General features: G+C 60.7%; 18 protein-coding genes. 10 read left to right on the top strand and 8 right to left on the bottom strand.

Going from position 1 to position 21,731, the window contains the following annotated elements; translation table 11 throughout:
• The first annotated feature begins 66 nt into the window (after nt 1-66).
• A complete protein-coding gene (locus ACR0MM_RS04380) occupies nt 67-1,029 on the top strand; it encodes a DUF3179 domain-containing protein (RefSeq protein ID WP_480694623.1) in 963 nt (320 codons plus the stop codon).
• A 16-nt stretch (nt 1,030-1,045) separates the two neighbouring features.
• Here ACR0MM_RS04380 and ACR0MM_RS04375 read toward each other — a convergent pair whose 3' ends face one another.
• From ACR0MM_RS04375 to ACR0MM_RS04350, 6 genes are all read right to left on the bottom strand, one after another.
• Nucleotides 1,046-2,335 (bottom strand): hypothetical protein, encoded by a 1,290-nt coding sequence (locus tag ACR0MM_RS04375; RefSeq protein WP_480694621.1) that lies wholly within the window; start codon nt 2,333-2,335, stop codon nt 1,046-1,048.
• Nucleotides 2,336-2,503: 168 nt separating this feature from the next.
• A complete protein-coding gene (gene aqpZ, locus ACR0MM_RS04370; protein WP_170338120.1) occupies nt 2,504-3,193 on the bottom strand; it encodes an aquaporin Z in 690 nt (229 codons plus the stop codon).
• A gap of 179 nt (nt 3,194-3,372) precedes the next feature.
• Nucleotides 3,373-3,876, bottom strand: coding sequence for a bactofilin family protein (locus ACR0MM_RS04365; protein WP_170338122.1), 504 nt, complete (start codon nt 3,874-3,876; stop codon nt 3,373-3,375).
• Nucleotides 3,866-5,191, bottom strand: a complete 1,326-nt coding sequence (locus ACR0MM_RS04360) for a DUF5930 domain-containing protein (protein WP_170358803.1) — start codon at nt 5,189-5,191, stop codon at nt 3,866-3,868. Before ACR0MM_RS04360 ends, ACR0MM_RS04365 begins: the two co-directional genes overlap by 11 nt.
• Nucleotides 5,192-5,366: 175 nt before the next feature.
• Nucleotides 5,367-6,185, bottom strand: a complete 819-nt coding sequence (locus tag ACR0MM_RS04355) for a ferritin-like domain-containing protein (protein ID WP_480695328.1) — start codon at nt 6,183-6,185, stop codon at nt 5,367-5,369.
• 77 nt (nt 6,186-6,262) lie between these two features.
• Complete coding sequence (locus ACR0MM_RS04350) at nt 6,263-6,724, bottom strand: peroxiredoxin (RefSeq protein ID WP_480694619.1); 462 nt, start codon at nt 6,722-6,724, stop codon at nt 6,263-6,265.
• A gap of 69 nt (nt 6,725-6,793) precedes the next feature.
• Here ACR0MM_RS04350 and ACR0MM_RS04345 point away from each other — a divergent pair, with 69 nt between their 5' ends.
• From ACR0MM_RS04345 to ACR0MM_RS04330, 4 genes are all read left to right on the top strand, one after another.
• The gene (locus ACR0MM_RS04345) at nt 6,794-10,180 is read left to right on the top strand and encodes a YhdP family protein (RefSeq protein ID WP_480694617.1); all 3,387 of its coding nucleotides are present in this window, start codon (nt 6,794-6,796) and stop codon (nt 10,178-10,180) included.
• A 44-nt stretch (nt 10,181-10,224) separates the two neighbouring features.
• Nucleotides 10,225-11,271 carry a tRNA preQ1(34) S-adenosylmethionine ribosyltransferase-isomerase QueA gene (gene queA, locus ACR0MM_RS04340; protein WP_480695326.1) on the top strand — a complete coding sequence of 349 codons (1,047 nt, stop codon included), beginning with the start codon at nt 10,225-10,227 and terminating at the stop codon, nt 11,269-11,271.
• A gap of 108 nt (nt 11,272-11,379) precedes the next feature.
• On the top strand, nt 11,380-12,651 hold the full coding sequence (locus ACR0MM_RS04335; protein ID WP_170538676.1) for an MFS transporter: 1,272 nt from the start codon (nt 11,380-11,382) through the stop codon (nt 12,649-12,651).
• Nucleotides 12,652-12,759: 108 nt separating this feature from the next.
• Nucleotides 12,760-13,338 (top strand): DUF924 family protein, encoded by a 579-nt coding sequence (locus tag ACR0MM_RS04330; protein ID WP_170338132.1) that lies wholly within the window; start codon nt 12,760-12,762, stop codon nt 13,336-13,338.
• On the opposite strand, the gene ACR0MM_RS04325 is transcribed toward ACR0MM_RS04330, so the two are convergent.
• The gene (locus tag ACR0MM_RS04325; protein WP_480694614.1) at nt 13,335-13,766 is read right to left on the bottom strand and encodes a hypothetical protein; all 432 of its coding nucleotides are present in this window, start codon (nt 13,764-13,766) and stop codon (nt 13,335-13,337) included. The genes ACR0MM_RS04330 and ACR0MM_RS04325 overlap by 4 nt on opposite strands.
• A 211-nt stretch (nt 13,767-13,977) precedes the next feature.
• On the opposite strand from ACR0MM_RS04325, the gene lpdA reads away from it, so the two are divergent.
• On the top strand, nt 13,978-15,372 hold the full coding sequence (gene lpdA, locus ACR0MM_RS04320; RefSeq protein WP_170338642.1) for a dihydrolipoyl dehydrogenase: 1,395 nt from the start codon (nt 13,978-13,980) through the stop codon (nt 15,370-15,372).
• Between the two features lie 157 nt (nt 15,373-15,529).
• Here lpdA and ACR0MM_RS04315 read toward each other — a convergent pair whose 3' ends face one another.
• Nucleotides 15,530-16,915 carry a dipeptidase gene (locus tag ACR0MM_RS04315; RefSeq protein ID WP_480694612.1) on the bottom strand — a complete coding sequence of 462 codons (1,386 nt, stop codon included), beginning with the start codon at nt 16,913-16,915 and terminating at the stop codon, nt 15,530-15,532.
• A 341-nt stretch (nt 16,916-17,256) separates the two neighbouring features.
• Here ACR0MM_RS04315 and hemA point away from each other — a divergent pair, with 341 nt between their 5' ends.
• The 4 genes from hemA to ACR0MM_RS04295 all read left to right on the top strand — a co-directional run bounded on the left by hemA (nt 17,257) and on the right by ACR0MM_RS04295 (nt 21,700).
• The gene (hemA, locus tag ACR0MM_RS04310) at nt 17,257-18,480 is read left to right on the top strand and encodes a 5-aminolevulinate synthase (RefSeq protein ID WP_480694610.1); all 1,224 of its coding nucleotides are present in this window, start codon (nt 17,257-17,259) and stop codon (nt 18,478-18,480) included.
• A 129-nt stretch (nt 18,481-18,609) separates the two neighbouring features.
• Nucleotides 18,610-19,830: a helix-turn-helix domain-containing protein gene (locus ACR0MM_RS04305; protein ID WP_480694608.1), complete on the top strand. Its 1,221-nt coding sequence runs from the start codon at nt 18,610-18,612 to the stop codon at nt 19,828-19,830.
• A 72-nt stretch (nt 19,831-19,902) separates the two neighbouring features.
• Nucleotides 19,903-21,024: a flavodoxin-dependent (E)-4-hydroxy-3-methylbut-2-enyl-diphosphate synthase gene (ispG, locus tag ACR0MM_RS04300; protein ID WP_149774887.1), complete on the top strand. Its 1,122-nt coding sequence runs from the start codon at nt 19,903-19,905 to the stop codon at nt 21,022-21,024.
• 280 nt (nt 21,025-21,304) lie between these two features.
• On the top strand, nt 21,305-21,700 hold the full coding sequence (locus ACR0MM_RS04295; protein WP_480694606.1) for a hypothetical protein: 396 nt from the start codon (nt 21,305-21,307) through the stop codon (nt 21,698-21,700).
• Nucleotides 21,701-21,731 lie beyond the last annotated feature (31 nt).

Genomic DNA, 21,731 nt, shown 5'->3' with positions numbered 1-21,731 from the left:
CCTGTGTAAGGGGCTTGGCCCGGCCGCACGGCTTGACGCACGATGGCAGCTAGCCAAAGGTGCCTCATGCGATGCCGTCTGTTTGCCCTTCTGCTGTTCTGCGCAACCGCGGTGTCCGCGGACCCGAACCTGTGGCGCGACGAATGGCCCAAAACCGATTTTTCGGTCACCTCGATCGGTGACTGGTCTGAGGTCCGGTCCGGCGGACCGCCGAAAGACGGCATCCCGGCCATCTACAAACCCGAGTTTGTCCCAGCTTCGGCGGAAACCGGGCTGGGGTTGACCGAGGCCGTGATCACGGTGGAACTGCCCGGTACGCCCCCGCGCGCCTATCCCCTGCGTTACTTAATCTGGCATGAAATCGTGAATGATCGGATCGGCAACCGTCCAGTCGCGGTTACCTATTGTCCACTGTGCAATTCGGGGCTGGTATTTGATCGGCGTATCCCGGGACGGGTTCTCAGTTTTGGCGTGTCCGGCAAGCTGCGAAATTCGGACATGATCATGTATGACCGCGAAACCGAAAGCTGGTGGCAGCAAGCCACCGGCGAAGCGATCGTGGGCAAGTTGACCGGTACTCAGCTGACAGCACTGCCAGCGTGGATGGAAGGGTGGGATCAGTTCCGCAAGCGCAATCCCGACGGTCTGGTGATGGCCGAGCCGAATTTTGCGCGGGACTACGGGCGCAACCCTTACCGAGGGTATGACAGCGCGCGCAGACCGTTCCTGTATGACGGCGCGCTGCCTCCGCATGGTATTCAACCGCTCGAACGGGTGGTGCGTGTCGGTGAGCGGGCCTGGCCTCTGACGCGATTGCGTGCGGCTGGGCGATTGTTAGAAGCAGGCGTTGTCATCGTTTGGTCGGCGGGGCAGGCTTCGGCTCTGGACGCCGGGCGCGTCGACAAGGGACGCGACATAGGATCGATCCGCGTCACGGATGGTGCCGGACGGGATGTCGTGCATGATGTGATGTTCGCGTTTGCCTTCCACGCCTTCTGGCCCGACGGCATCTGGATGACAGGGCGTTGACCCGCACGCCGCGCGATCAATTCACCTGTCTGGCAACGCTCCGGGTCCAGCCGCTCAGGCCGCGCCGGATGCGGACCAGAAGACCGTATTCGTTCACGTGCTTTTTGTAGGCTCGGTAGGACGGCGCGCGTGACAGGCAGCGCTCTTCGTGCCAGGCCCGTGCGAAATAGATCAGGTTCACACCCAGCAGGGCCAGACAGTTGGCCAGGCCTGCCCAGAAGTCGACCGCGATGAACGGGATCGAAATCATCCACCAGGTGATGTTCTTGCTAATGTAGGATGGATGTTTGCTGATGTTGTAAGGAAAGTCGCAGGCCAGCCCGCGATAGGTCAGGTTCGAGAACCGCAGACCCATGCGCGCGGCGGTCAGGCAATAGACCGCCAGGAAGAACAGGATGGTGCCGCCCCACAATCCGTAGAGGACAGGGTAATCCCACAGCCAGACACCCCAGGCGAAGCCATCCTCGACATAGTTGAAATAGCTGCGCGACAGCAGTTGCCAGAACGGGGCATAGCAGATCACGCAGACCAGCCATCCGCTCACCGTCGTCTCGGTCCAGCGAATATGAGAGGTCAGAAGCCGGGTGGCGGTGGCATAGCCGATGGTGACGATTGTCAGGTCCAGAAAGAAGGCAAAACGGTAGAGATATGCATAGACCTGCTGAAAGTCCTGCGCATCCCACAGCGAACGGGTCTGTAGAAAGCTCCAGTCATAGACCAGATAGCAGAACATCAGTGGCAGAAAGAACCCTTTGACGCCAAGCCCAAGAAGAAAGGATTTCAACTCGCGGGCCCCGGTGGATTGGCGACCAAAAGACAAAACCACACGTCCCAGATGCCACATGCCGTCGCGAGGATGCCGCATCGAGAAATGAACCGCCGTGACAACGGAAAGGACAATCGCAAGGATCAGCGGCCAGTAGTCGCCGAACAGCGAAAAGAACGGCTGATACCATTCATCCCGGTAGAGGTCGGCGGTGGAGTAGAACAGCGCAAGCAGCGCAAGACTGGCCGACAGACCAATAAGTTTGATCCAGAAATCAGCCAGATACGCCGGGTCTTTGAAGTTTTCCGGGTTGTAGACCAAGCCGCTGCCCGGCTTGCGATGAATTCGCGCTATGAAAATCTCGGATAGGGCCAGAATGGCAAAGATCGTCAGAGCGAACAGAACAGTCTGATCCCGATCAGAGACCGCGCCGAGGTCTGGCCAGAAATAATGAACCAGCGGAATACTGGCCATCGCAATCCAGGCGGTGGATGCGGGAATTGCGGAAGCGGGGCGCCGGAACTTTGGCCAGGAAATCATGATCAGGTCTTTCACAGAGTTCTGCGAATTCTGGCGGTTCGTTCCGGAAATTCAACCACCCTGATCCGACCGGTCGAATTCTTGCCGCGGGTGTGGCCCACGCAACCGTATAACAGAGTCACCTCCCGGCGTAGGCCGGGAGGGGGTTTGCATTAGTAGGACGGGTTTCTATTCGTCCGAGGCCATCATTTTCCAGATCGCGGCTCCCAAAGCGCCACCGATCAGCGGGGCGACCCAGAACAACCACAGCTGCGCCAAGGCGGGGCCATCGGCAAACAGCGCCACCCCGGTCGAGCGGGCCGGGTTCACCGACGTATTGGTGACCGGGATCGAAATCAGGTGGATCAGCGTCAGCCCAAGACCGATGGCAATGGGCGCGAACCCGGCCGGAGCCTTTTCGGATGTCGCGCCCAGAATGATGATAAGGAAGAAGGCGGTCAAAACGATCTCGATCACCAGCGCCGACATCATCGAATACCCTTCGGGCGAGGCCTCGCCATACCCGTTCGAGGCAAAGCTGCCAACGCCTTCGAAGCCGGGTGCGCCGCTGACGATCACGTACAGAACGGCTGCGGCCAGTATCGCTCCAAGCACCTGCGCAGCCCAGTAGGGCAGCAGATCCTTGGACGGGAAACGCCCACCGATCATCAGCCCGAGGCTGACGGCGGGGTTGAAGTGACCACCCGATATGTGGCCGACCGCAAAGGCCATGGTCAGGACCGTCAGGCCGAAGGCGAACGACACGCCCAGCCATCCGATGCCCACATCGGCGACCCCGGCAGCCAGCACCGCGCTGCCACAACCGCCGAGAACCAGCCAGAACGTGCCGAAAAATTCGGCCATCAGTTTTGCTCGCATGATAAAACCTCCCAATTTCAACGAGGTGAAGTTTAATTCAAAAAACACCTTTTGTGAAAATGTATCGCGCGTGCAGGGCTTTGCGGCCCTGATAGGGGTCCCGATTGTTGCCTGATGGGCATAGAAAAACGCCGCGGACAGTGGCCGCGGCGTTCTTGGAATTCGGTACTCGGAGCGGTTTACTGGCTGACTTCAGCCGCCGGATTGGCTCCGGTTTTGCCGCTGCGTCCCGGGTTCAGCGGATCGTCCTGACGCTGAACCGAGCCTTCGAAATGCGCGCCGCTTTCGATGGCGATGGTCTTGTGGATGATGTCGCCCTCAACCCGGGCGGTCGAGGTCAGACGTACTTTCAAACCCCGTACACGACCCACGATGCGGCCGTTCACAACCACGTCGTCCGCGGTCACTTCGCCTTTGATGGTCGCGGTTTCGCCGATAGTCAGCAGATGCGCGCGGATGTCGCCTTCGACGGTTCCTTCGACCTGGATGTCACCGGTGGTCTTGATGTTGCCGGTGATATGCAGGTCCGACGACAGAACCGATGCCGGCGGCTTGGGCTTGGGCGCGGTGCTTGCGGCCTTCTGTTCGGTCGGGGCAGGGGTCGCCTGAGGCGCCGGGGCTGCCGGCTTGGCCGTTTCGGATGCCTTGGGTGCGGGCTCGTTGATTTTGCTTTTAGAAAACATTGTTCGCAGCCTTGATGAAGTCCATTGGGTTTACAGGTTTTCCGTTCACGCGCACCTCGTAGTGCAGATGCGTTCCGGTCGACCGTCCAGAATTACCCATATCAGCAATGTGATCCCCGCGCGAGACCCTTTGGCCGACCTTCACGCGGATCTTCGAGTTATGGGCATAAAGTGTCTCAACCCCGAAGGCGTGCTTTATCTTGATCAGACGGCCATAACCGGATTGCCAGCCCGCATGGGTCACGACACCGTCGGCGGTGGCGAAGATATCCGTGCCCGTCGGGGCCGCAAAGTCGGTGCCCTTGTGCATCCGGCGCCCGCCGGTTTTGGGGTCGCGGCGATAACCATATCCGCTGGTGAACCGGAACGCCGATTTGACCGGTGTGGCAAACGGGGCCTTTTCGGCCGCTATGCGATACAGATTCAGCTGGTCCATCTGCTGCAGAAGCTGATTTGCGCGCACCTCATCTGCCGAAAGCTCTTCGCCGCGGGTGCTGAAGGAAATCGGCGTCAGCGGCCCGCCCATGCCGCTGTAGCCGCGCCGCACTTCGTCAAGCATCCGGTCGGTGGGCATTCCGGCCTCGCGGAACATCTTGTCCAGCGGTTCAACCGAGATCACCATGGCTTCTTCCAACTGGCGGAAGATCTCGTCATTGCGTTCCTGCATCAGCAGGATTTCCAGCTCAAGCTCATCGCGCTGGTCCAGTGCCGCCTGTGCATCAGTTGCGATCTGGTCCCGCTGCTGTGCTGTCCGGGTCAGGGCGTCGGCCATGAATTCGATCTGTGCCGGAGCGGCAGAGGCGAACATCGCAACCGATGCGCCATCGGATTTCTCCTGAAGCTCGGCGAGTTGCGCCCGGGCTTCCTCACGTTGCTTCATGGTCGACCGCAGGGTGGTCTGAATGACCTCGATGCCGGTTTCCAGCTCGCGTCGACGGTTTTCGGATTCCAGCAGTTCCGACTGCATCGCCGAGATCTGCTGAAGCGCCGAGTTGAACCGGGCGTGCGCGGCCAGTGCTTCCTGAGCGCGCGCGTCGCGTTCCTGCGACAGGATGTTCAGCCGCTCCTGATAGGTCGCCTGATCGCGCTTGGCCTGTTCACGGAAGTTGCCAGACCCGATGCTGTCCATCAGCAGGATCGCCGTGGCGACCGCCGTCCAGCCGACCATGATCGAAACGCCAAGTGCGGCCACGATCTGTGTCTCCGAGCTGAGCCGGATGAAGCGTGTGTCATTGTCGGATTTCAGGAAGACCCGGCGTTCCGGGAAGTGCCGTTCGAGCAGTGAGTGTAGTTTGATTGCCAGACGTGTTCTCACGCGCCTTACCTCTCATCCCCAATGTCGGGACCGGTCGTGAGTGGATCGCCGCCCCTTGGGCCGATTGCTTAAAGGGCCGGTCCCGGTTGGGCAAGTTTGTTAACCGATTGGTCGACAATTACGGTGTTTTCCCGCACGTCATCGGCAGAAAATTGCCGAAAGCGGCGCGATTCCGTCAGCGTTTCGCGTCTCCCGGGGGCGGCAGATCCTCGGTCAAAGGCCAGTAGAAATCGGGCGGCAGGCCGGCTTCGGCCCGCTTTTCCTCGTTGAAGGGCGGCTTGAGCGCGCCATGAAAATAGCGCCGGACCAGTTGATGGAAAACGTCCTTGGGGTCGGCATTCTCGCGGCCGCACAGAAAGTGGAACCATTTCGAGCCATAGGCCACATGCCCGACTTCTTCGGCATAGATCACCTCAAGCGCGGCCACGGCCTGATCGGCCTTTGCCTTGCGGAAGATGTCGATCATGCCCGGTGTCACGTCGAGGCCGCGCGCCTCGAGCACCATGGGCACCACCGCCAGCCGGCCCATCAGGTCCTCCGCGGTGTCCTCGGCCGCACGCCACATCCCGGCATGGGCGGGGAGGGCGCCGTAATAACTGCCCATCGCTTCCAGGCAGTCGCAGACCATTTCGAAATGGCGCGATTCCTCCTCGGCGCATTTCACCCAGTCGTCGTAGAAGCCGACCGGCATCGGCACATGCCCGAACCGGGCGATGATGTCCCAGTGCAGGTCCACGGCATTCAACTCGATATGGGCCACAGCGTGCAGCAGCGCGATGCGGCCAGCCTCCGATCCGGGGCGACGGCGCGGCACGTCGCGCGGCGACAGCAGCTCGGGCTTGTCAGGACGCGACGGATGCAACGGTGGCGTGGCTGTTCCGATTTCGATCGCGGGGGCGTCGCCGTTGCGCGCCGCAAACCAGTCGGCGGCATAGCGTTTGGACAGGGCGGTCTTGGACCGCCCATCCGCAGTGGTCAGAACCTCGGTTGCCATCTGGGTCAGGGTTTTGGCCACGGTAATCCTCTGGTTGGATGAAAACTGCCGCCTCTTAGACCGGATGGCCCGCAGCGTCAAAGCGCGCGTACGGCCTCCAGCACCTCATCCACATGGCCGGGAACTTTGACCTTGCGCCAGACGCGGGCGATCTTTCCGTCGGCGTCGATCAGAAAGGTCGAGCGCTCGATCCCCATCGACTTCTTGCCATACATGTTTTTTTCGACCCAGACGTCGTAATCCTCGCACACGGTCGAACCTTCGTCGGACAGCAGCGGAGTGGTCAGCCCGTGCTTGGCGACGAACTTGTCGTGCTTGGCAACGCTGTCGCGAGAGATGCCGAAAACCTGTGCGCCAGCGTCGGCAAAGGATTGAAGCTGATCCGAGAAACCGATGGATTCCTTGGTGCAGCCCGGCGTATCATCGCGGGGATAAAAGAACAGAACAACGGGACGACCGCGCAGGTCCGACAGGGTGACCGTGCCGCCGCCATCGCGGGGCAAGGTGAAATCGGGGGCGATGTCTGCAACGTCAGGCATTTTGAACTCCGGTCAGGATTTGTTAGGTGATGCCGCGTATCATAGGGCGGCTCGGGCAGGTTGAAAGACGTGGACGGCAAATTGGCGCAAGACGAACAGGACCAGGCTGAGAAGGGCGGGAAACCGCCGCGCCGCCGATCCCGTCGGCGGACAGCCGGGCTGTGGGCCTTGCGCGGGGTGTTCCTGCTGGTGTTTCTGGCCGTCCTGTCCGGGGTCATGGTGTTCGGCCATCGGATCCACGCGCCGGAATGGCTGCGCGACCGGGTCGAAACGCGTCTGGAAAACGCTTTGGGCGGCCTGCAGATCCGGTTCGGCGATGTCAGCTTTATCATCAATCAGGAATGGCGCCCGCGTCTGCGGCTCAGCGATGTTTCGATCAGCGACGCCGAGGGGCGCCAGATCGCACAGGTCTCGAGCATGCAGGCCAGCCTGGCGATGCGTCCGCTGCTGCGCGGCCATGTCCGGCCCAAGCGGATCACCCTCAACGGCGCGCAGATCGCATTGACCCGAGCCGAGGACGGATCGCTCTCGCTGACCGTCGGCTCCGGCAGCGCGCCCGTGCAGAATGCGCCAACCTTGGCCGAATTGATCGAACAGTCCGATCAGGTGTTCCTGTCACCGGTCCTGTCGTCCCTGACCTCGGTCGAGCTTGACGCCATTACGCTGGATTATCGGGACCTGCGCCTTGGGCGGTCCTGGGTTCTGGACGGCGGGCATATTCTGGCGACGAGGAGCGAAGGCGCCCTGCGCCTGGCGACCGGGTTCTCGGTGCTGGCGGGCCGTGACTATGTCAGCATGATCGAAGCGAACTACACCAGCACGCTCGGCTCACCCGAGGCGCAGTTCGGGATTTCGATCACCGATCTTCCAGCGACCGACGTCGCGGCGCAATCGCCTGCGCTGGCCTGGTTGCAGGTGTTGGACACGCCGATCTCGGGCGCATTGCGCGGCAGTATCGACGGGGCGGGGGCGCTCGGGCCTGTATTTGCAACCTTGAACCTTGGGGCAGGGGCTGTTCAGCCCAACCCCGAGACCCGACCGGTTCCGTTCGACTCCGCCCGCACGTATTTCACCTATGATCCGGCGCAGCAGGTTCTGGATTTCAACGAGGTTTCCGTGGTGTCGGGCTGGGGTAGCGTACAGGGCGAGGGCAAAGCTTATCTGAAGGGTGTAGAGGCCGGCACGCTGGAAAGCATGGCGGTGCAGTTCCGTCTGAACGGTATCCGGGTGAACCCGGCCGACCTGTTCGTTGATGCGCTTGAGGTCAAGCAGGCCGATCTGGACTTCCAAGTGCGCCTGAACCCCTTCCGGCTGCAACTGGGGCAGGTCGTGGTCGAAGATGGCGAAGACCTGTTGCGCGCTTCGGGCGAGCTTGTGGGCCTGCCGGAGGGGTGGAGCGTGGATCTGAACGCGCGGCTGGGGCACATGGCATCGGACAAGCTGCTGCATTACTGGCCGCCCCGATTGGCCCCGAAGCCGCGCAAATGGGTGACCGAAAACCTGTACGAAGGCAATCTGTCGGACATGGACTTTGTTCTGAGGTTGCGGCCCGGAGACTCCAAGCCCGAACTGTATCTTGATTTCGATTTCGATGATGCGCTGGTTCGGTTTGCCAAGACCTTGCCGCCGATCCAAGGCGGGCGTGGGCAGGCCACGCTGATTGGCCGTCGGTTCACGGTAACCGCCCGCAAGGGCGTCGTGATCGCCGATGACGGTGGCGCGGTTGATGCCTCTGGGACGTCGTTCATCATCCCAGATACCGACATCAAAAAGAACACACCGGGCATCGTGCGTGTTCAGGCCAGTGGCAGTGTGACCTCGGCCTTGTCGTTGCTTGACCGGGCGCCGCTGCAATTGCTGACCAAGGCAAACCTTCCGGTCGATCTGGCTTCGGGCAGCGTGCGACTGGGCGGCACTCTGTCTCTGCCCTTGATCAAGGGGCTGAAATTCGAGGACACGCAATTTCACGTTCTGGGTGAATTGATTGATCTGGATACGGAAAAACTGGTTCCGGGCTTTCGCATCAGCGCCGCCAAACTGCGCCTGAGCGGGGATCAGACCCAGGTGGCCATAGACGGAGACGGTCTGTTCGGAGAGGTGCCGATACAGGCGACTTGGCGACAGCCGATCGGCGGCAAGACAGCGCAACGCAGCACGCTCAGCGGGCAGATCGAACTGTCCCCGCGGCTGATGGATGAACTGAAGGCCGGATTGCCGTCCGGTATGCTGACCGGGCAAGGCGTGGCGGAGATCAGTCTTGGAATTGGAGGGGGAGAGCCGACAAAGCTGACCGCGACCTCTGATCTGGTCGGCGTCGGAATGGGAATTCCCGAACTGGGTTGGCAAAAATCCGCAGCCACTGCCGGCACGTTGGCCACCGAGGCGACGCTGGGCGATCAACTGCGAGTGGACAGCCTGCGGATTGATGCCGCCGGATTGCGCGCGGTGGCTTCGATCTCGATCGCGAATGGCGCTTTGGATCGGGTTCAGTTCAGTTCTTTTGAACTGGGCGATTGGTTGGCTGTTCCGGCCGAGTTGATCGGCCGTGGCGCCGCGGCGCCGGATATCCGCGTTCTGGGGGGCGTTCTAAACCTGGGCAAAGCGACGTTCGGCAGTAGCAGCGGCGGCGGCGCGTCATCCGGTCGAGGCCCGAACCTTGACGTGGCGCTGGACCGGCTGCAGGTGACCGAGGAAGTAGCCCTGACCGGTTTGAAGGGCAATTTCGAAACGACCGGAGGTTTGAAGGGTGGATTTTCCGCTCAGGTCAACGGAGGCGCCCCGGTCCAGGGTCAGGTCGTGCCCAGCGGATCACGCAGTGCGGTTAGCCTGCAGTCCGTGGACGCCGGTGCGGTGCTGCGGTCTGCCGGTTTGTTGACCCAGGCCAGAGGGGGAAAGCTGCAACTCCGGTTGAATCCGGTGGCTGGCCCGGGCAACTACGATCTGACACTGAAAATCACGGACACGCGGATCCAGGATGCTCCGGCCATGGCGGCGTTGCTGAATGCCATCAGCCTTGTGGGTTTGCTGACCGAGATGGCCGGGCAGGGGATCTACTTCTCATCAATCGACAGCGAGATGCGGATCACGCCGACCGAGGTCAAGATTCTCAGCGGCAGTGCGGTCGGGCCGTCGATGGGGCTGTCCTTCGACGGGACGGTGGATACCGAACGAAAGTTCCTGAACCTGCGCGGCGCGATCTCTCCGATCTATATGGTGAACGCGATTGGCAGCGTCCTGACCAAGAAGGGCGAGGGCGTTTTCGCGTTCAACTATACGCTGGTGGGCCCGATCTCGGCCCCGCAAGTGTCCGTGAACCCGCTGTCCGGTCTTGCGCCACTGTTTCTGCGCAACCTGCTGCGAGAACCTGCCCCAACAGTTTCCGACGGCCCCAACGCAACGCCTGTCGCACCGGACGGACCCAGCCCTTCGGTGGGTAGCCGGGGCGAGGACCGCTGACGCAGAGTGTGGCCGAATCTGTTCGGGCGATGTATGGCGCGGCCATGAAGCTGAGTGATTTCGATTTCGACCTGCCTGATGACCTGATTGCCACGCGGCCCGCCAGTCCGCGGTCTTCGGCGCGCCTGCTGGTGGCACAGGGTGATGCGATCTCGGATGATCGGGTGTTCAACCTGCCCGACTGGCTTCGCCCCGGTGATCGGCTGGTGCTGAACGACACGCGCGTCATCCCGGCCCGACTGAGCGGCCGGCGTCATCGCGACAGCGCCCAGGGTCCGGTCTCGGCCGCGATCGAGGCCACCTTGCTGGAGCCCCGCGCCGACGGGACCTGGGGTGCATTGCTGAAACCGCTCAAGAAGATCCGGGTGGGCGAAGAAATTGTGTTCTCCGACGACCTCAGCGCGGTTCTGGAAGGGGTCGCTGACGGCCAGGCCCATCTGCGCTTCAATCTGAAGGGCGATGATTTCGACCAGGCGCTCGAGCAGGCCGGAGCAATGCCTTTGCCCCCCTACATCGCGGCCAAACGGCCCGCGGACGAGCGTGACAAGACTGATTATCAGACCGTTTGGGCGCGGCAGGCCGGGGCTGTGGCGGCACCGACCGCCTCTCTGCACTTTGACGAGCCATTGTTGCAGGCCCTTGCGGATCGGGGAGTCGAGTTCACCCATGTTACCCTGCACGTCGGGGCCGGAACGTTCCTGCCGGTCAAGGTCGAGGATGTGACGACCCACAAGATGCACGCCGAATGGGGACAGGTCAGCCCGCAGGCCGCAGCCGAGATTCAGGCGACCAAAGCCTCGGGTGGTCGCGTCATCCCGGTCGGCACCACCGCCTTGCGACTGATCGAAAGTGCCGCGCGCGATGGATCGATCCGGCCTTGGGAGGGGGAGACCGACATCTTCATCTACCCCGGCTTCCAGTTTCAGGTCACCGACGCGCTGATGACCAATTTCCATCTGCCGAAATCGACGCTTCTGATGCTGGTTTCGGCGCTGATGGGACGGGACAGGATGCTGCGGGTCTATGATCATGCGATCAAAAGTGGCTATCGCTTCTTTTCCTATGGTGACGCGTCGCTTTTGATCCCTTAGAGGGCGGGATCGCGGGATCGAATCTGGCGAATGTCGTAGACAAGCGCGACCGGGACATCGTTTGATCCTTTAACGAAAGCCATTGTTCAGCGGATTTGGAGTGCAAACATGCTTCAGGTACTTGCCAGCGCGTGGGCGCTTTTACTCGGAATGGGTCTGCTGATGATCGGCAACGGCCTGCAGGGTACCCTGTTGGGTGTCCGGGGCGAGATCGAAGGGTTTTCGACCCTGCAGATGTCATTTGTCATGTCCGCGTATTTCGTGGGCTTTCTGGGCGGATCCCGTCTTGCACCCGAGATGATACGGCGGGTCGGGCACGTGCGGGTCTTCGCGGCGCTGGCGTCCTTCATCTCTGCCGTGATGATCAGCTATCCGATGCTGACCGATCCAATCGCGTGGTCGCTGGGCCGTGTTGTGATCGGGTTCTGCTTTTCCGGCGTGTACGTGACCGCCGAAAGCTGGCTGAACAACGCCGCGAGCAACGAAAACCGTGGCCAGGCTTTGTCGCTTTACATGATCGTCCAGATGATCGGTATTGTCAGCGCGCAGGCACTGATGCTTGTCGGTGACCCGGCCGGGTACGAAACCTTTGTGATTGCCTCGATCCTGGTTTCCGTTTCCTTTGCTCCGATCCTGTTGTCGATTTCACCGACGCCGGCGTTTGATACGACCAAGCCGATGACGCTCAGGCAGTTGATGGACACGTCGCCCTTGGGCTGTGTCGGCATGTTCCTGTTGGGTGGCATCTTCTCGGCTCAGTTCGGCATGGCCGCGGTTTACGGCGCGCGGGCCGGGCTGACACTGGTCGAGATTTCGACCTTCGTGGCGTCATTCTACATTGGCGCATTGGTACTGCAGTACCCGTTGGGCTGGTTTTCGGACCGTATGGACCGGCGCCTGTTGATCCTGCTGGTGTCGGTCGTGGGCGGCATCAGTGCGGCGGTGGGCATGGTTTTCGGGGTCGACTTCCCGGTTTTGCTGGCTGCGGCCTTTGTCATCGGCGGCATGTCCAATCCGCTGTATTCCCTGCTGATCGCCTACACCAACGACTACCTCGAACACGAAGATATGGCGGCCGCGTCCGGCGGGCTGATTTTCATCAACGGGCTTGGCGCAATTGCCGGTCCGCTGATCACCGGCTGGTTGATGGGGGATGCCGTGTTCGGGCCGTCCGGCTTCTTCCTGTTCATTGCCGCACTACTGTTTGTAATGGCAGGCTATGCGGTCTACCGGATGACCCAGCGGGCCTCGGTGCCCGTGGACGAGACCGGCACCATGTCGCCGCTGTACCCGACGGCATCGCCGGTCGCACTGGAAGTTGCGCAAGAAGTCGCGATCGAAGCGGCGCAGGACGAAGAGGAAGAGCACCAACCTGCCTGACCGCCGGATTTGTGTCGTCAATGTTGCAATATGTTACTGTAACAGGTCTGTAAAACCGACTTATATGACGTTACGTCCCTCGGGGGGGAACAGACGGAGTCAAGGGCAATGGTTGGTCCTGAAGAAGTACTGAGTTTCTGGTTGGATGAAGTAGGCCCCGAGGGGTGGTACCGCGAAGATGAAGCGCTGGATGCGCAGATACGGGACCGCTTCCTTGAGACATGGCAAGCCGCGTGCGAGGGTAAGTTCTCTCTTTGGTTGACATATCCCAGCGGATCGCTGGCCTATATCATCCTCATGGATCAGTTTCCGCGCAACATGTTCCGAGGCAGCGGCAAAGCCTTCTCATCCGACAAGGCGGCACTGGCAGCAGCGAAATGTGCCGTCGACAAGGAATGGGATCTTAAGATCGACGAGCCAGCCCGACAGTTCTTCTACCTGCCGATGATGCACTCAGAGAACCTGTGCGATCAGGAGCGTTGTGTGCGCCTGATGTGCCAGCGCATGCCGGAACATGGTGCAAGCAATCTGCTGCATGCCCGCGCCCATCGTGAGGTGATCCGCAAGTTCGGGCGTTTCCCGTACCGCAACGCGGCGCTTGCCCGTGAGACCACGGCACCCGAGGCCGCATATGTCAGCGGCGGTGGATACGGCACAACGGTGCGTGAGTTGCAGGCGGCGGGCTAGGCCGCCTCTCCACATCCGCGCAATTCGATCAGCCTGGCCGTTGTGGCATCGACGGCCGTGGTGATTGCGTAATCAATCAGTAGCTGAGGATTTTCGACCAGTTCGTTGAGGCGAGCCTGCGTGGTTTCCAGCTTAGCCTGAACCTCGTCCAATCGCACCAGCGCCTGCTGAAGCTTCTGCTTCAACTCCGGCTCATCATCTCCCAGGATGCGAATACCGGACAGATCAGCGCGCAGACTTGCAAGATCCTCTCGGACGCCCTGCGCCTGTTCACGCAGCGGCTGAACGATTTGCAGGCTTTCTCTGAAGTTGTCCTGAATATTCTCGACGCTTCGCGCCAGCTTCCAACCAAGGAACAGACACAGAGCCACAAGGATCAGTGTGGCGTTCAAAAGGCCAAGCAACAAATCTTTGAGAGTCTTGGCCATGATTGGTTTCCCTAAAATCTGCAGATCCGAAATTCGAACATGGTTGCAGGTCTTTTCTAGCCTTCAAAGGACGCGGGGTATAGGCTGAATACCGCGCGCTCTTGTTTTGATGACCCTGCGTCACATATGTCGCGGGGCAGCATATTGATGCGTTCGAAAAAATAGTTTAACGGTAAACTAGTTTTCAATCGACCTGCGCCGAGAGGTAAACATGGCTGCACAATCCTTTGATCTGATCGTAATCGGTGCGGGCCCCGGCGGCTATGTGGCTGCCATTCGTGCGGCCCAACTAGGCCTCAAGACCGCCGTGGTCGAGCGCGAGCATCTGGGCGGCATCTGCCTGAACTGGGGCTGCATCCCGACCAAGGCCTTGCTGCGGTCGGCCGAAGTGTTCCACCTGATGGAGCGCGCAAAGGATTTCGGTCTGAGTGCCGACAAGATCGGTTACGATCTGGACGCGGTCGTCAAACGCTCGCGCGGGGTTGCCAAGCAACTGACCAGCGGCGTCGGTCATCTGCTGAAGAAGAACAAAGTCACCGTCGTGATGGGCGAGGCGACAATCCCGTCGAAAGGCAAAGTGACGGTCAAGACCGACAAGGGCACCGAGGAGCTGACGGCGAAGAACATCATCTTGGCAACCGGTGCCCGTGCGCGCGAGTTGCCGGGCCTGGAAGCAGATGGCGATCTGGTCTGGACCTACAAACATGCGCTGCAACCGGCCCGGATGCCGAAAAAGCTGCTTGTTATCGGGTCCGGAGCGATCGGGATCGAGTTTGCCAGCTTCTACAATACGTTGGGCGCAGACACGACCGTGGTCGAAGTGATGGATCGGGTCTTGCCGGTCGAAGATGCCGAGATCAGCGCGTTTGCCAAGAAGTCCTTTGTCAAACAGGGCATGAAGATCATGGAGAAGTCCATGGTCAAGCAGCTGGATCGCGGCAAAGGCAAGGTGACGGCTCATATCGAAACCGGTGGCAAGGTCGAAAAGCACGACTTCGATACTGTCATCTCTGCCGTTGGGATCGTCGGAAATGTCGAGAACCTCGGGCTCGAGGCGCTGGGCGTCAAAATTGACCGCACCCATGTTGTGACGGATGCATATTGCCGGACCGGGGTAGATGGCCTCTATGCAATCGGCGACATCGCCGGAGCGCCTTGGCTTGCGCACAAGGCCAGCCACGAAGGTGTGATGGTCGCAGAACTCATCGCTGGCAAACATGCCCATCCCGTGAAACCGGAGAGCATCGCCGGATGCACCTATTGTCATCCCCAGGTCGCGTCGGTTGGCTATACCGAGGCCAAGGCCAAGGAGCTTGGCTTTGATGTGAAAGTTGGCCGCTTCCCGTTCATCGGCAATGGCAAGGCAATTGCATTGGGCGAACCGGAAGGCATGATAAAAACCGTATTCGACGCGAAAACCGGCGAGTTGCTGGGCGCCCATATGGTTGGTGCGGAAGTGACCGAACTGATTCAGGGCTATGTCGTCGGTCGCCAATTGGAGACCACCGAAGAAGACCTGATGAATACAGTCTTCCCGCACCCGACCTTGTCGGAAATGATGCATGAATCGGTTTTGGACGCCTACGGGCGCGTGATCCACATGTAAGACGGTCTGTCCGCGGGCCGCGGCTTATGGGGGCGGTGCCCCCGGCCGCGTTGTCCGCGACACGCAGGGATACTGCCGGCCGGATGAAGTTCGCATCCGCGCTTCACCCGGCTCGGAGTATCCCGGAGCGCAAGGCAGCGCCTTGCGATATTCGCGGCTATCGGCTCAGAGCGTCCAGAATTCGGGCCCACGAGCGGATCCCTTTGTGAAAGCTCTTCACGTCGTATTTTTCATTGGGCGAATGGATTGCGTCATCGTCGTTGGCATAGCCGACCAACATTGAATCCAGACCCAGGACCGTATTGAAATATCCCACCACCGGGATCGACCCTCCCATGCCGGTGAAAACGGCTTCGCGCCCCCATTCGTCGGACAGTGCGGCGCGTGCCGCTTCGAATTCCGGGCGATCCAGGTTCATCACCGATGCGGGGGAGCCTTCGAGATCATTGTCCCAAACGACTTTGGCGTCAGCAGAGAGCCGGTCTTCAACATGCTTCCGGATCTTGTCGCGCAGTTTGTCCGGGTCCATTTCACCGACCAGGCGACAGGTGATCTTGCAGTGCGCCTGGCTGGGGATCACCGTTTTCGAACCGGCGCCGTTGTAGCCGCCCCACAATCCGTTGATCTCCAGCGTCGGGCGCGCCCACTGCTGTTCCAGGGTCGAGTACCCTTTCTCACCATGAGGTTGCGTGTAACCCACCGAGTTGAGGTATTCGGCCTCGTCGAAACCACAGTTCTCCCACTGGCGCAGCTGCTCGGCGGGGACTTCGTGGACCCCTTCGTAGAAACCTTCCACAGCGACCCGTCCGGTTTCCTCATCGTAGAACGAGGCAACGATCCGCGAGATTTCCCGCAGCGGATTCAAGCCGGGACCGCCGTAATGGCCGGAATGCAGGTCGATGCGCGGACCGATGATGGTGAATTCGTCCTTGAGCATGCCGCGCAGTTGTGATGCGATCGAGGGCACACCGCGCGAAACCATGGACGTGTCGCAGACCAGCGCCAGATCGGCCTTCAACTCTTCCCTGTTGGCCTCAAGAAATGGGACCAGCGAAGGTGAACCGGATTCCTCTTCGCCTTCGAAGAAAAATGTGATGCGGCAAGGCAGCTCGCCGTTGACCGCCTTCCAGGCGCGGCAGGCTTCGACAAATGTCATCAACTGGCCCTTGTCATCCGAAGAGCCCCGTCCGCGGATGACCTGACCGTGTTGTGTCTCTTCCAGCGCCGGGTCGAACGGGTCACGGTTCCACAGATCCAAGGGATCAACGGGCTGCACATCGTAGTGGCCGTAGAACAGCACGTGCGGGGCGTCCGCATCGTCACCGACATGGCCCACGACCATCGGGTGGCCCGGGGTGGGGTGCTTTCTCGCATCAATCCCTATGCTTTTGAGATCGTCGACCAGCCAGTCGGCCGCCTTGTCCACGTCTTTCTTGAAGGCCGGATCGGTGGAAATCGACGGGATTCGCAGAAACTCCATCAGCCGCTCGATGGAGGCTGAGAGGTCAGAGTCGATTTTGCTCAGAGTGGCGTCAAGCGACATGGGTGTACTCCTGAATGGATGAGATATTGCGGCGGACCCTAACAGCGCTGGCAGCGCCGTCCAGCCCGTAGCGGCGGGAAAACGCGCGTCTGATCGGAAACATTCTGCGCGAAACGGGACGTAACCTGCGTCGTTTCCTCGCGCCTTATGGTCTCAACTTTACTTGTCGCTGCGGGTTCAAGGCGATAATTGATGCAAATCAAAGTTGCGACCCCTGTCTGGGCGTTAGGCAGGAAACCTGAAAATAGGCGCGGATGCGGCCGAAAAATCGGTTATGATACGCATCGGAACACAGCCTTGCCGTGCAATCACCCTGCGGCGGGGTCACGAAGGAGGGTCCTTTGGACTACACTGCTCAGCTCGACTCAGCGATTGCCAGGCTGCACGACGAAGGCCGTTACCGGACCTTCATCGACATCGAACGCCGCAACGGACATTTTCCCCATGCCGTGCGTACGCGTCCGGACGGGTCACAGCAGAACATCACCGTCTGGTGCGGCAACGACTACCTTGGCATGGGGCAGCACCCCGTCGTGCTGGCGGCGATGCACGAGGCGATCGACGCAGCCGGAGCGGGCTCTGGCGGGACGCGCAACATCTCGGGGACGACCGTCTACCACAAGCGACTGGAGGCCGAACTGGCCGACCTGCACGGCAAGGAAGCGGCCCTGCTGTTCACCAGCGCCTACATCGCCAATGACGCCACGCTCAGCACGCTGCCCAAGTTGTTTCCCGGGCTGATCATCTATTCCGACGAACTGAACCACGCGTCGATGATCGAAGGCGTGCGCCGCAATGGCGGGGCCAAGCGGATCTTCCGTCACAATGACGTTGAGCACCTGCGCGAGTTGCTGCAAGCCGACGACCCGGCGGCGCCGAAGCTGATCGCGTTCGAGTCGGTCTACTCGATGGATGGCGACTTCGGTCCGATCGAACAGATCTGTGATCTGGCAGACGAATTTGGCGCGCTGACCTATATCGACGAAGTGCACGCAGTTGGCATGTATGGCCCGCGCGGCGGCGGTGTGACCGAGAGGGACCGCCTGGCGCATCGGATCGACATCATCAATGGCACTTTGGCCAAAGCCTACGGCGTGATGGGTGGGTATATCGCAGCAAGCGCGAAGATGTGCGATGCGGTCCGTTCTTATGCGCCGGGATTCATCTTCACCACCTCGCTGCCACCATCGGTCGCGGCCGGTGCTGCGGCCTCGGTGGCGTATCTCAAGACAGCGTCCGAACTGCGTGAGCAGCATCAGACCCAAGCCAAGATCCTCAAGCTGCGATTGAAGGGTCTGGGCTTGCCGCTGATCGATCACGGCAGCCACATCGTTCCGGTGATCGTGGGCAACCCGGTGCACACCAAAAAGCTCAGCGACATGCTGCTGGACGACTACGGGATCTACGTGCAGCCGATCAATTTCCCGACCGTTCCGCGGGGGACGGAGCGTCTGCGCTTTACGCCTTCGCCGGTTCATGGACCCAACGAAATGAATCGTCTGGTCCAGGCCATGGACGAACTTTGGTCACATTGTGCGCTAAATCGCGCCGAACTTGCTGGTTAACCTAACGCCGACATGTGCAACTTGTTTGCCGCGTGTTAAGCTTACGCTAACAAAAGTATCGGACGAATCGTTATGGGGATGATTCGCCGTTAGCGTGAAACACGCGATGGGCAGAATGGGGCAGCAGGAATGATTGGGCGCAGGACACAGCGCAATTCCGAAGAAGACGTGGACGTCGGGCCCAAGGGGTTCGACGACTACGAAGTACGGCTTGGCGACGTGATGCGCGGTGAGCGCGCGACGATGGGCAAGTCTCTTCTCGACGTACAGCGCGAACTGCGGATCAAGGCCAACTACATCGCTGCCATCGAAAATGCCGATCCCGACGCATTCGACACACCCGGCTTTATCGCCGGGTATGTGCGTTCTTACGCCCGTTATCTGGGGATGAACCCTGACGACACTTTTGCTGCGTTCTGCAAGGAAAGCGGGTTCGAAGTGGCCCATGGAATGTCCGCACAGGCATCGGTCGTCAAAAAATCGGTCGGGGACCTTCCGAACCGTGGCCCGATGGGGCGCGATCCGTTCATTTCGCCGAACACGCCCTACATTCCCGGCCGCGAGTCCGTGTTCAGCCAGATCGAGCCGCGCGCGGTAGGCTCGTCGCTTGTTCTCCTCGCGCTGATTGCCGGGATCGGATATGGCGGCTGGTCGGTTCTGAACAAGATCCAGCAGGTTCAGGTCTCGCCCGTCGAACAGGCCCCGGTCGTGCTGTCCGATCTTGATCCGCTGTCGGCCATCCGGACCGAGTCCGGAACGACCGAGGTTGCGGCCGCTGAAATTCCCAGCCCCGAAGCGCTGGACCGTCTCTACCGCCCCCAAGCATTGGATGTACCGGTGATGGTTGCGCGGGATGCCCCGATTTCCACACTCGATCCGCGGACCGTCGGAACGTTCCGTCCGCCGGAAGTCCCTGAAATCGCGCTGGCTGAAATTCATACCGTCGAAAGAACTGCCGCGACCCTTCCGCAGGTGGTCGAAAAAGTCGACACTTCGCTGAAAATCGTTGCGGTCGAACCGGCCTGGATGCGGGTAACCGCAGCGGATGGCAGCGTGATCTTCGAGGGCACGTTAGGAACCGTCGAAAACGGCAAGAGCTTTGAGGTTCCCCTGACGGAAGAGCCACCCCAACTGCGGGCCGGTGCGTCGGGCAACGTGTATTTCTCGGTGAACGGCGAGCTCTATGGGCCGGCTGGTGCACCGGGAACCGTCGCCAAGGGTGTGGTTCTGTCCAAGGACGCTGTGGCCGAGACTTATGCCGTGGCGGATCTTGAGGCTGAGCAAAACATTGCGCTCAAACAGCTGGTGGCCGAGCTTCAGGCACAATCCGTCGAGGCGCCGGCAGAGTGATCTTGCCATTGCGGCGGGCTTGCCCCCGGACTATCTAAAGGCCAGACCCCAGGCTGACGCGGATCCGTTTTCATGTCTCTGAACCATGTGCGCCCTTGGCGCGACATCTATCGCCGCAAATCCCGCCAGATCATGGTTGGCAATGTCCCGGTAGGTGGCGACGCGCCGATTGCCGTTCAGACCATGACCAACACGCTGACGACTGACGTCGCCGCGACCGTGGCGCAGGTACAAGCTGCGGCAGAGGCGGGGGCTGATATCGTGCGGGTCTCGGTGCCGGACGAGGCGTCGTCGAAGGCGTTGAAGGAGATCGTGCGCGAAAGCCCGGTGCCGATCGTGGCGGATATCCATTTCCACTATCGCCGCGGGATCGAGGCCGCCGAGGCCGGTGCCGCCTGCCTGCGCATCAACCCCGGCAACATCGGCGACGAAAAACGCGTGAAAGAGGTCATCAAGGCCGCGCGCGACCACAATTGCTCGATCCGCATCGGCGTGAACGCGGGCAGCCTGGAAAAGCACCTGCTGGAGAAATACGGCGAGCCGTGCCCTGAAGCGATGGTGGAAAGCGGGTTGGAGCATATCCGTATCCTGCAGGACAACGATTTCCACGAATTCAAGATCAGCGTGAAGGCCAGCGATGTGTTCCTGTCGGCCGCGGCCTATCAGGGCATCGCCGAGGCCACCGACGCCCCGATCCATCTGGGCATCACCGAGGCCGGTGGGCTGGTCAGCGGCACGATCAAGTCGGCCATCGGACTGGGCAACCTGCTGTGGATGGGCATCGGCGACACGATCCGAGTCAGCCTGTCCGCCGATCCGGTCGAAGAGGTGAAGGTCGGGTTCGAGATCCTCAAATCCCTTGGCCTGCGTCATCGGGGCGTGAACATCATCTCGTGCCCGTCCTGCGCGCGGCAGGGGTTCGACGTGATCAAGACGGTTGAGACGCTGGAAAAGCGGCTGGAACACATCAAAACACCCATGAGCCTGTCGATCATCGGTTGCGTCGTGAACGGCCCCGGCGAGGCGCTGATGACCGATGTCGGTTTTACCGGCGGCGGCGCGGGTTCGGGCATGGTGTATCTGGCGGGCAAGGCCAGCCACAAGATGTCGAACGAACAGATGATCGACCACATCGTCGAGCAGGTGGAAAAGAAGGCGGCCGAGCTGGACGCTGCTGCAGAAGCGGCGGAGTAGTACTTTAACTTCGATCCAGAACTAATTATTCATAAGCCATTTTTAGGCCCAAGTTCGCGGTATCAAGCGCGATATCAACTGACATGGACCGGAGTTCGATTCTTTGAAACCAATGCCTTTCGCAACGGCGCTTGCCGTCGTCGTTCTTTCTGCGTGCAGCAGCCCCTCTACCGGGGCGGACAAACGCCCCGGTTTCTTTAGTGTTCCAGTTCCGCAGTCTGCACCGGGGACGCAACTTGGGTATATGTCGGTGCATGTGTCCGGTTTCGGCAATGACGGAGTGACGACGCGCGCAGACGTCCGGCTCAGCCCGGGCGGGACCGGCAAACCGCGGGGCCGCTTGACCCCGATCATGAATGTCGACCCGCAGCTGGCGTCTCGGGTCGCGGTATCGTTCAAAACCGGTCAGGATGCCCAGGCGGCCTATGATTTGGCAAAACAGATCGCGAGGGCGACCTACTGCCCAACCGGCCCAATTTCTGAAAACACCGGTATTCGCAAGTACGACAATCCCCAGGACCTGCAGGCAATTCTGGCTGAAAGCAAACGGCAGGGGCGTGACGTCATTCCATCGGGAATTCATGGCAAATCCGTGCCGGCGACCCAATTCAGAAAAACTGGAACTCCGACATGGGTCGTGTCGATGAAATGCGACGCCCCGTATCCATACGACTAGGGCGTCGTTTCAACGGGGCGGTGATCAGGCC

The organism is Ruegeria sp. BC6, assembly GCF_056539185.1.
This window is presented reverse-complemented; position numbering and strand designations above follow the sequence as displayed.

What these genes read in the sequence shown, in the direction of transcription:
- queA (WP_480695326.1), top strand. Translation starts at nt 10,225, where the DNA reads ATGAAGCTGAGTGATTTCGATTTCGACCTGCCTGATGACCTGATTGCC.
- ACR0MM_RS04365 (WP_170338122.1), bottom strand. Translation starts at nt 3,876, where the DNA reads ATGTTTTCTAAAAGCAAAATCAACGAGCCCGCACCCAAGGCATCCGAA.
- ispG (WP_149774887.1), top strand. Translation starts at nt 19,903, where the DNA reads ATGTCTCTGAACCATGTGCGCCCTTGGCGCGACATCTATCGCCGCAAA.
- ACR0MM_RS04350 (WP_480694619.1), bottom strand. Translation starts at nt 6,724, where the DNA reads ATGCCTGACGTTGCAGACATCGCCCCCGATTTCACCTTGCCCCGCGAT.
- ACR0MM_RS04335 (WP_170538676.1), top strand. Translation starts at nt 11,380, where the DNA reads ATGCTTCAGGTACTTGCCAGCGCGTGGGCGCTTTTACTCGGAATGGGT.
- ACR0MM_RS04315 (WP_480694612.1), bottom strand. Translation starts at nt 16,915, where the DNA reads ATGTCGCTTGACGCCACTCTGAGCAAAATCGACTCTGACCTCTCAGCC.
- ACR0MM_RS04325 (WP_480694614.1), bottom strand. Translation starts at nt 13,766, where the DNA reads ATGGCCAAGACTCTCAAAGATTTGTTGCTTGGCCTTTTGAACGCCACA.
- ACR0MM_RS04375 (WP_480694621.1), bottom strand. Translation starts at nt 2,335, where the DNA reads ATGATTTCCTGGCCAAAGTTCCGGCGCCCCGCTTCCGCAATTCCCGCA.
- lpdA (WP_170338642.1), top strand. Translation starts at nt 13,978, where the DNA reads ATGGCTGCACAATCCTTTGATCTGATCGTAATCGGTGCGGGCCCCGGC.
- ACR0MM_RS04305 (WP_480694608.1), top strand. Translation starts at nt 18,610, where the DNA reads ATGATTGGGCGCAGGACACAGCGCAATTCCGAAGAAGACGTGGACGTC.
- aqpZ (WP_170338120.1), bottom strand. Translation starts at nt 3,193, where the DNA reads ATGCGAGCAAAACTGATGGCCGAATTTTTCGGCACGTTCTGGCTGGTT.
- ACR0MM_RS04355 (WP_480695328.1), bottom strand. Translation starts at nt 6,185, where the DNA reads ATGGCAACCGAGGTTCTGACCACTGCGGATGGGCGGTCCAAGACCGCC.
- ACR0MM_RS04330 (WP_170338132.1), top strand. Translation starts at nt 12,760, where the DNA reads ATGGTTGGTCCTGAAGAAGTACTGAGTTTCTGGTTGGATGAAGTAGGC.
- ACR0MM_RS04380 (WP_480694623.1), top strand. Translation starts at nt 67, where the DNA reads ATGCGATGCCGTCTGTTTGCCCTTCTGCTGTTCTGCGCAACCGCGGTG.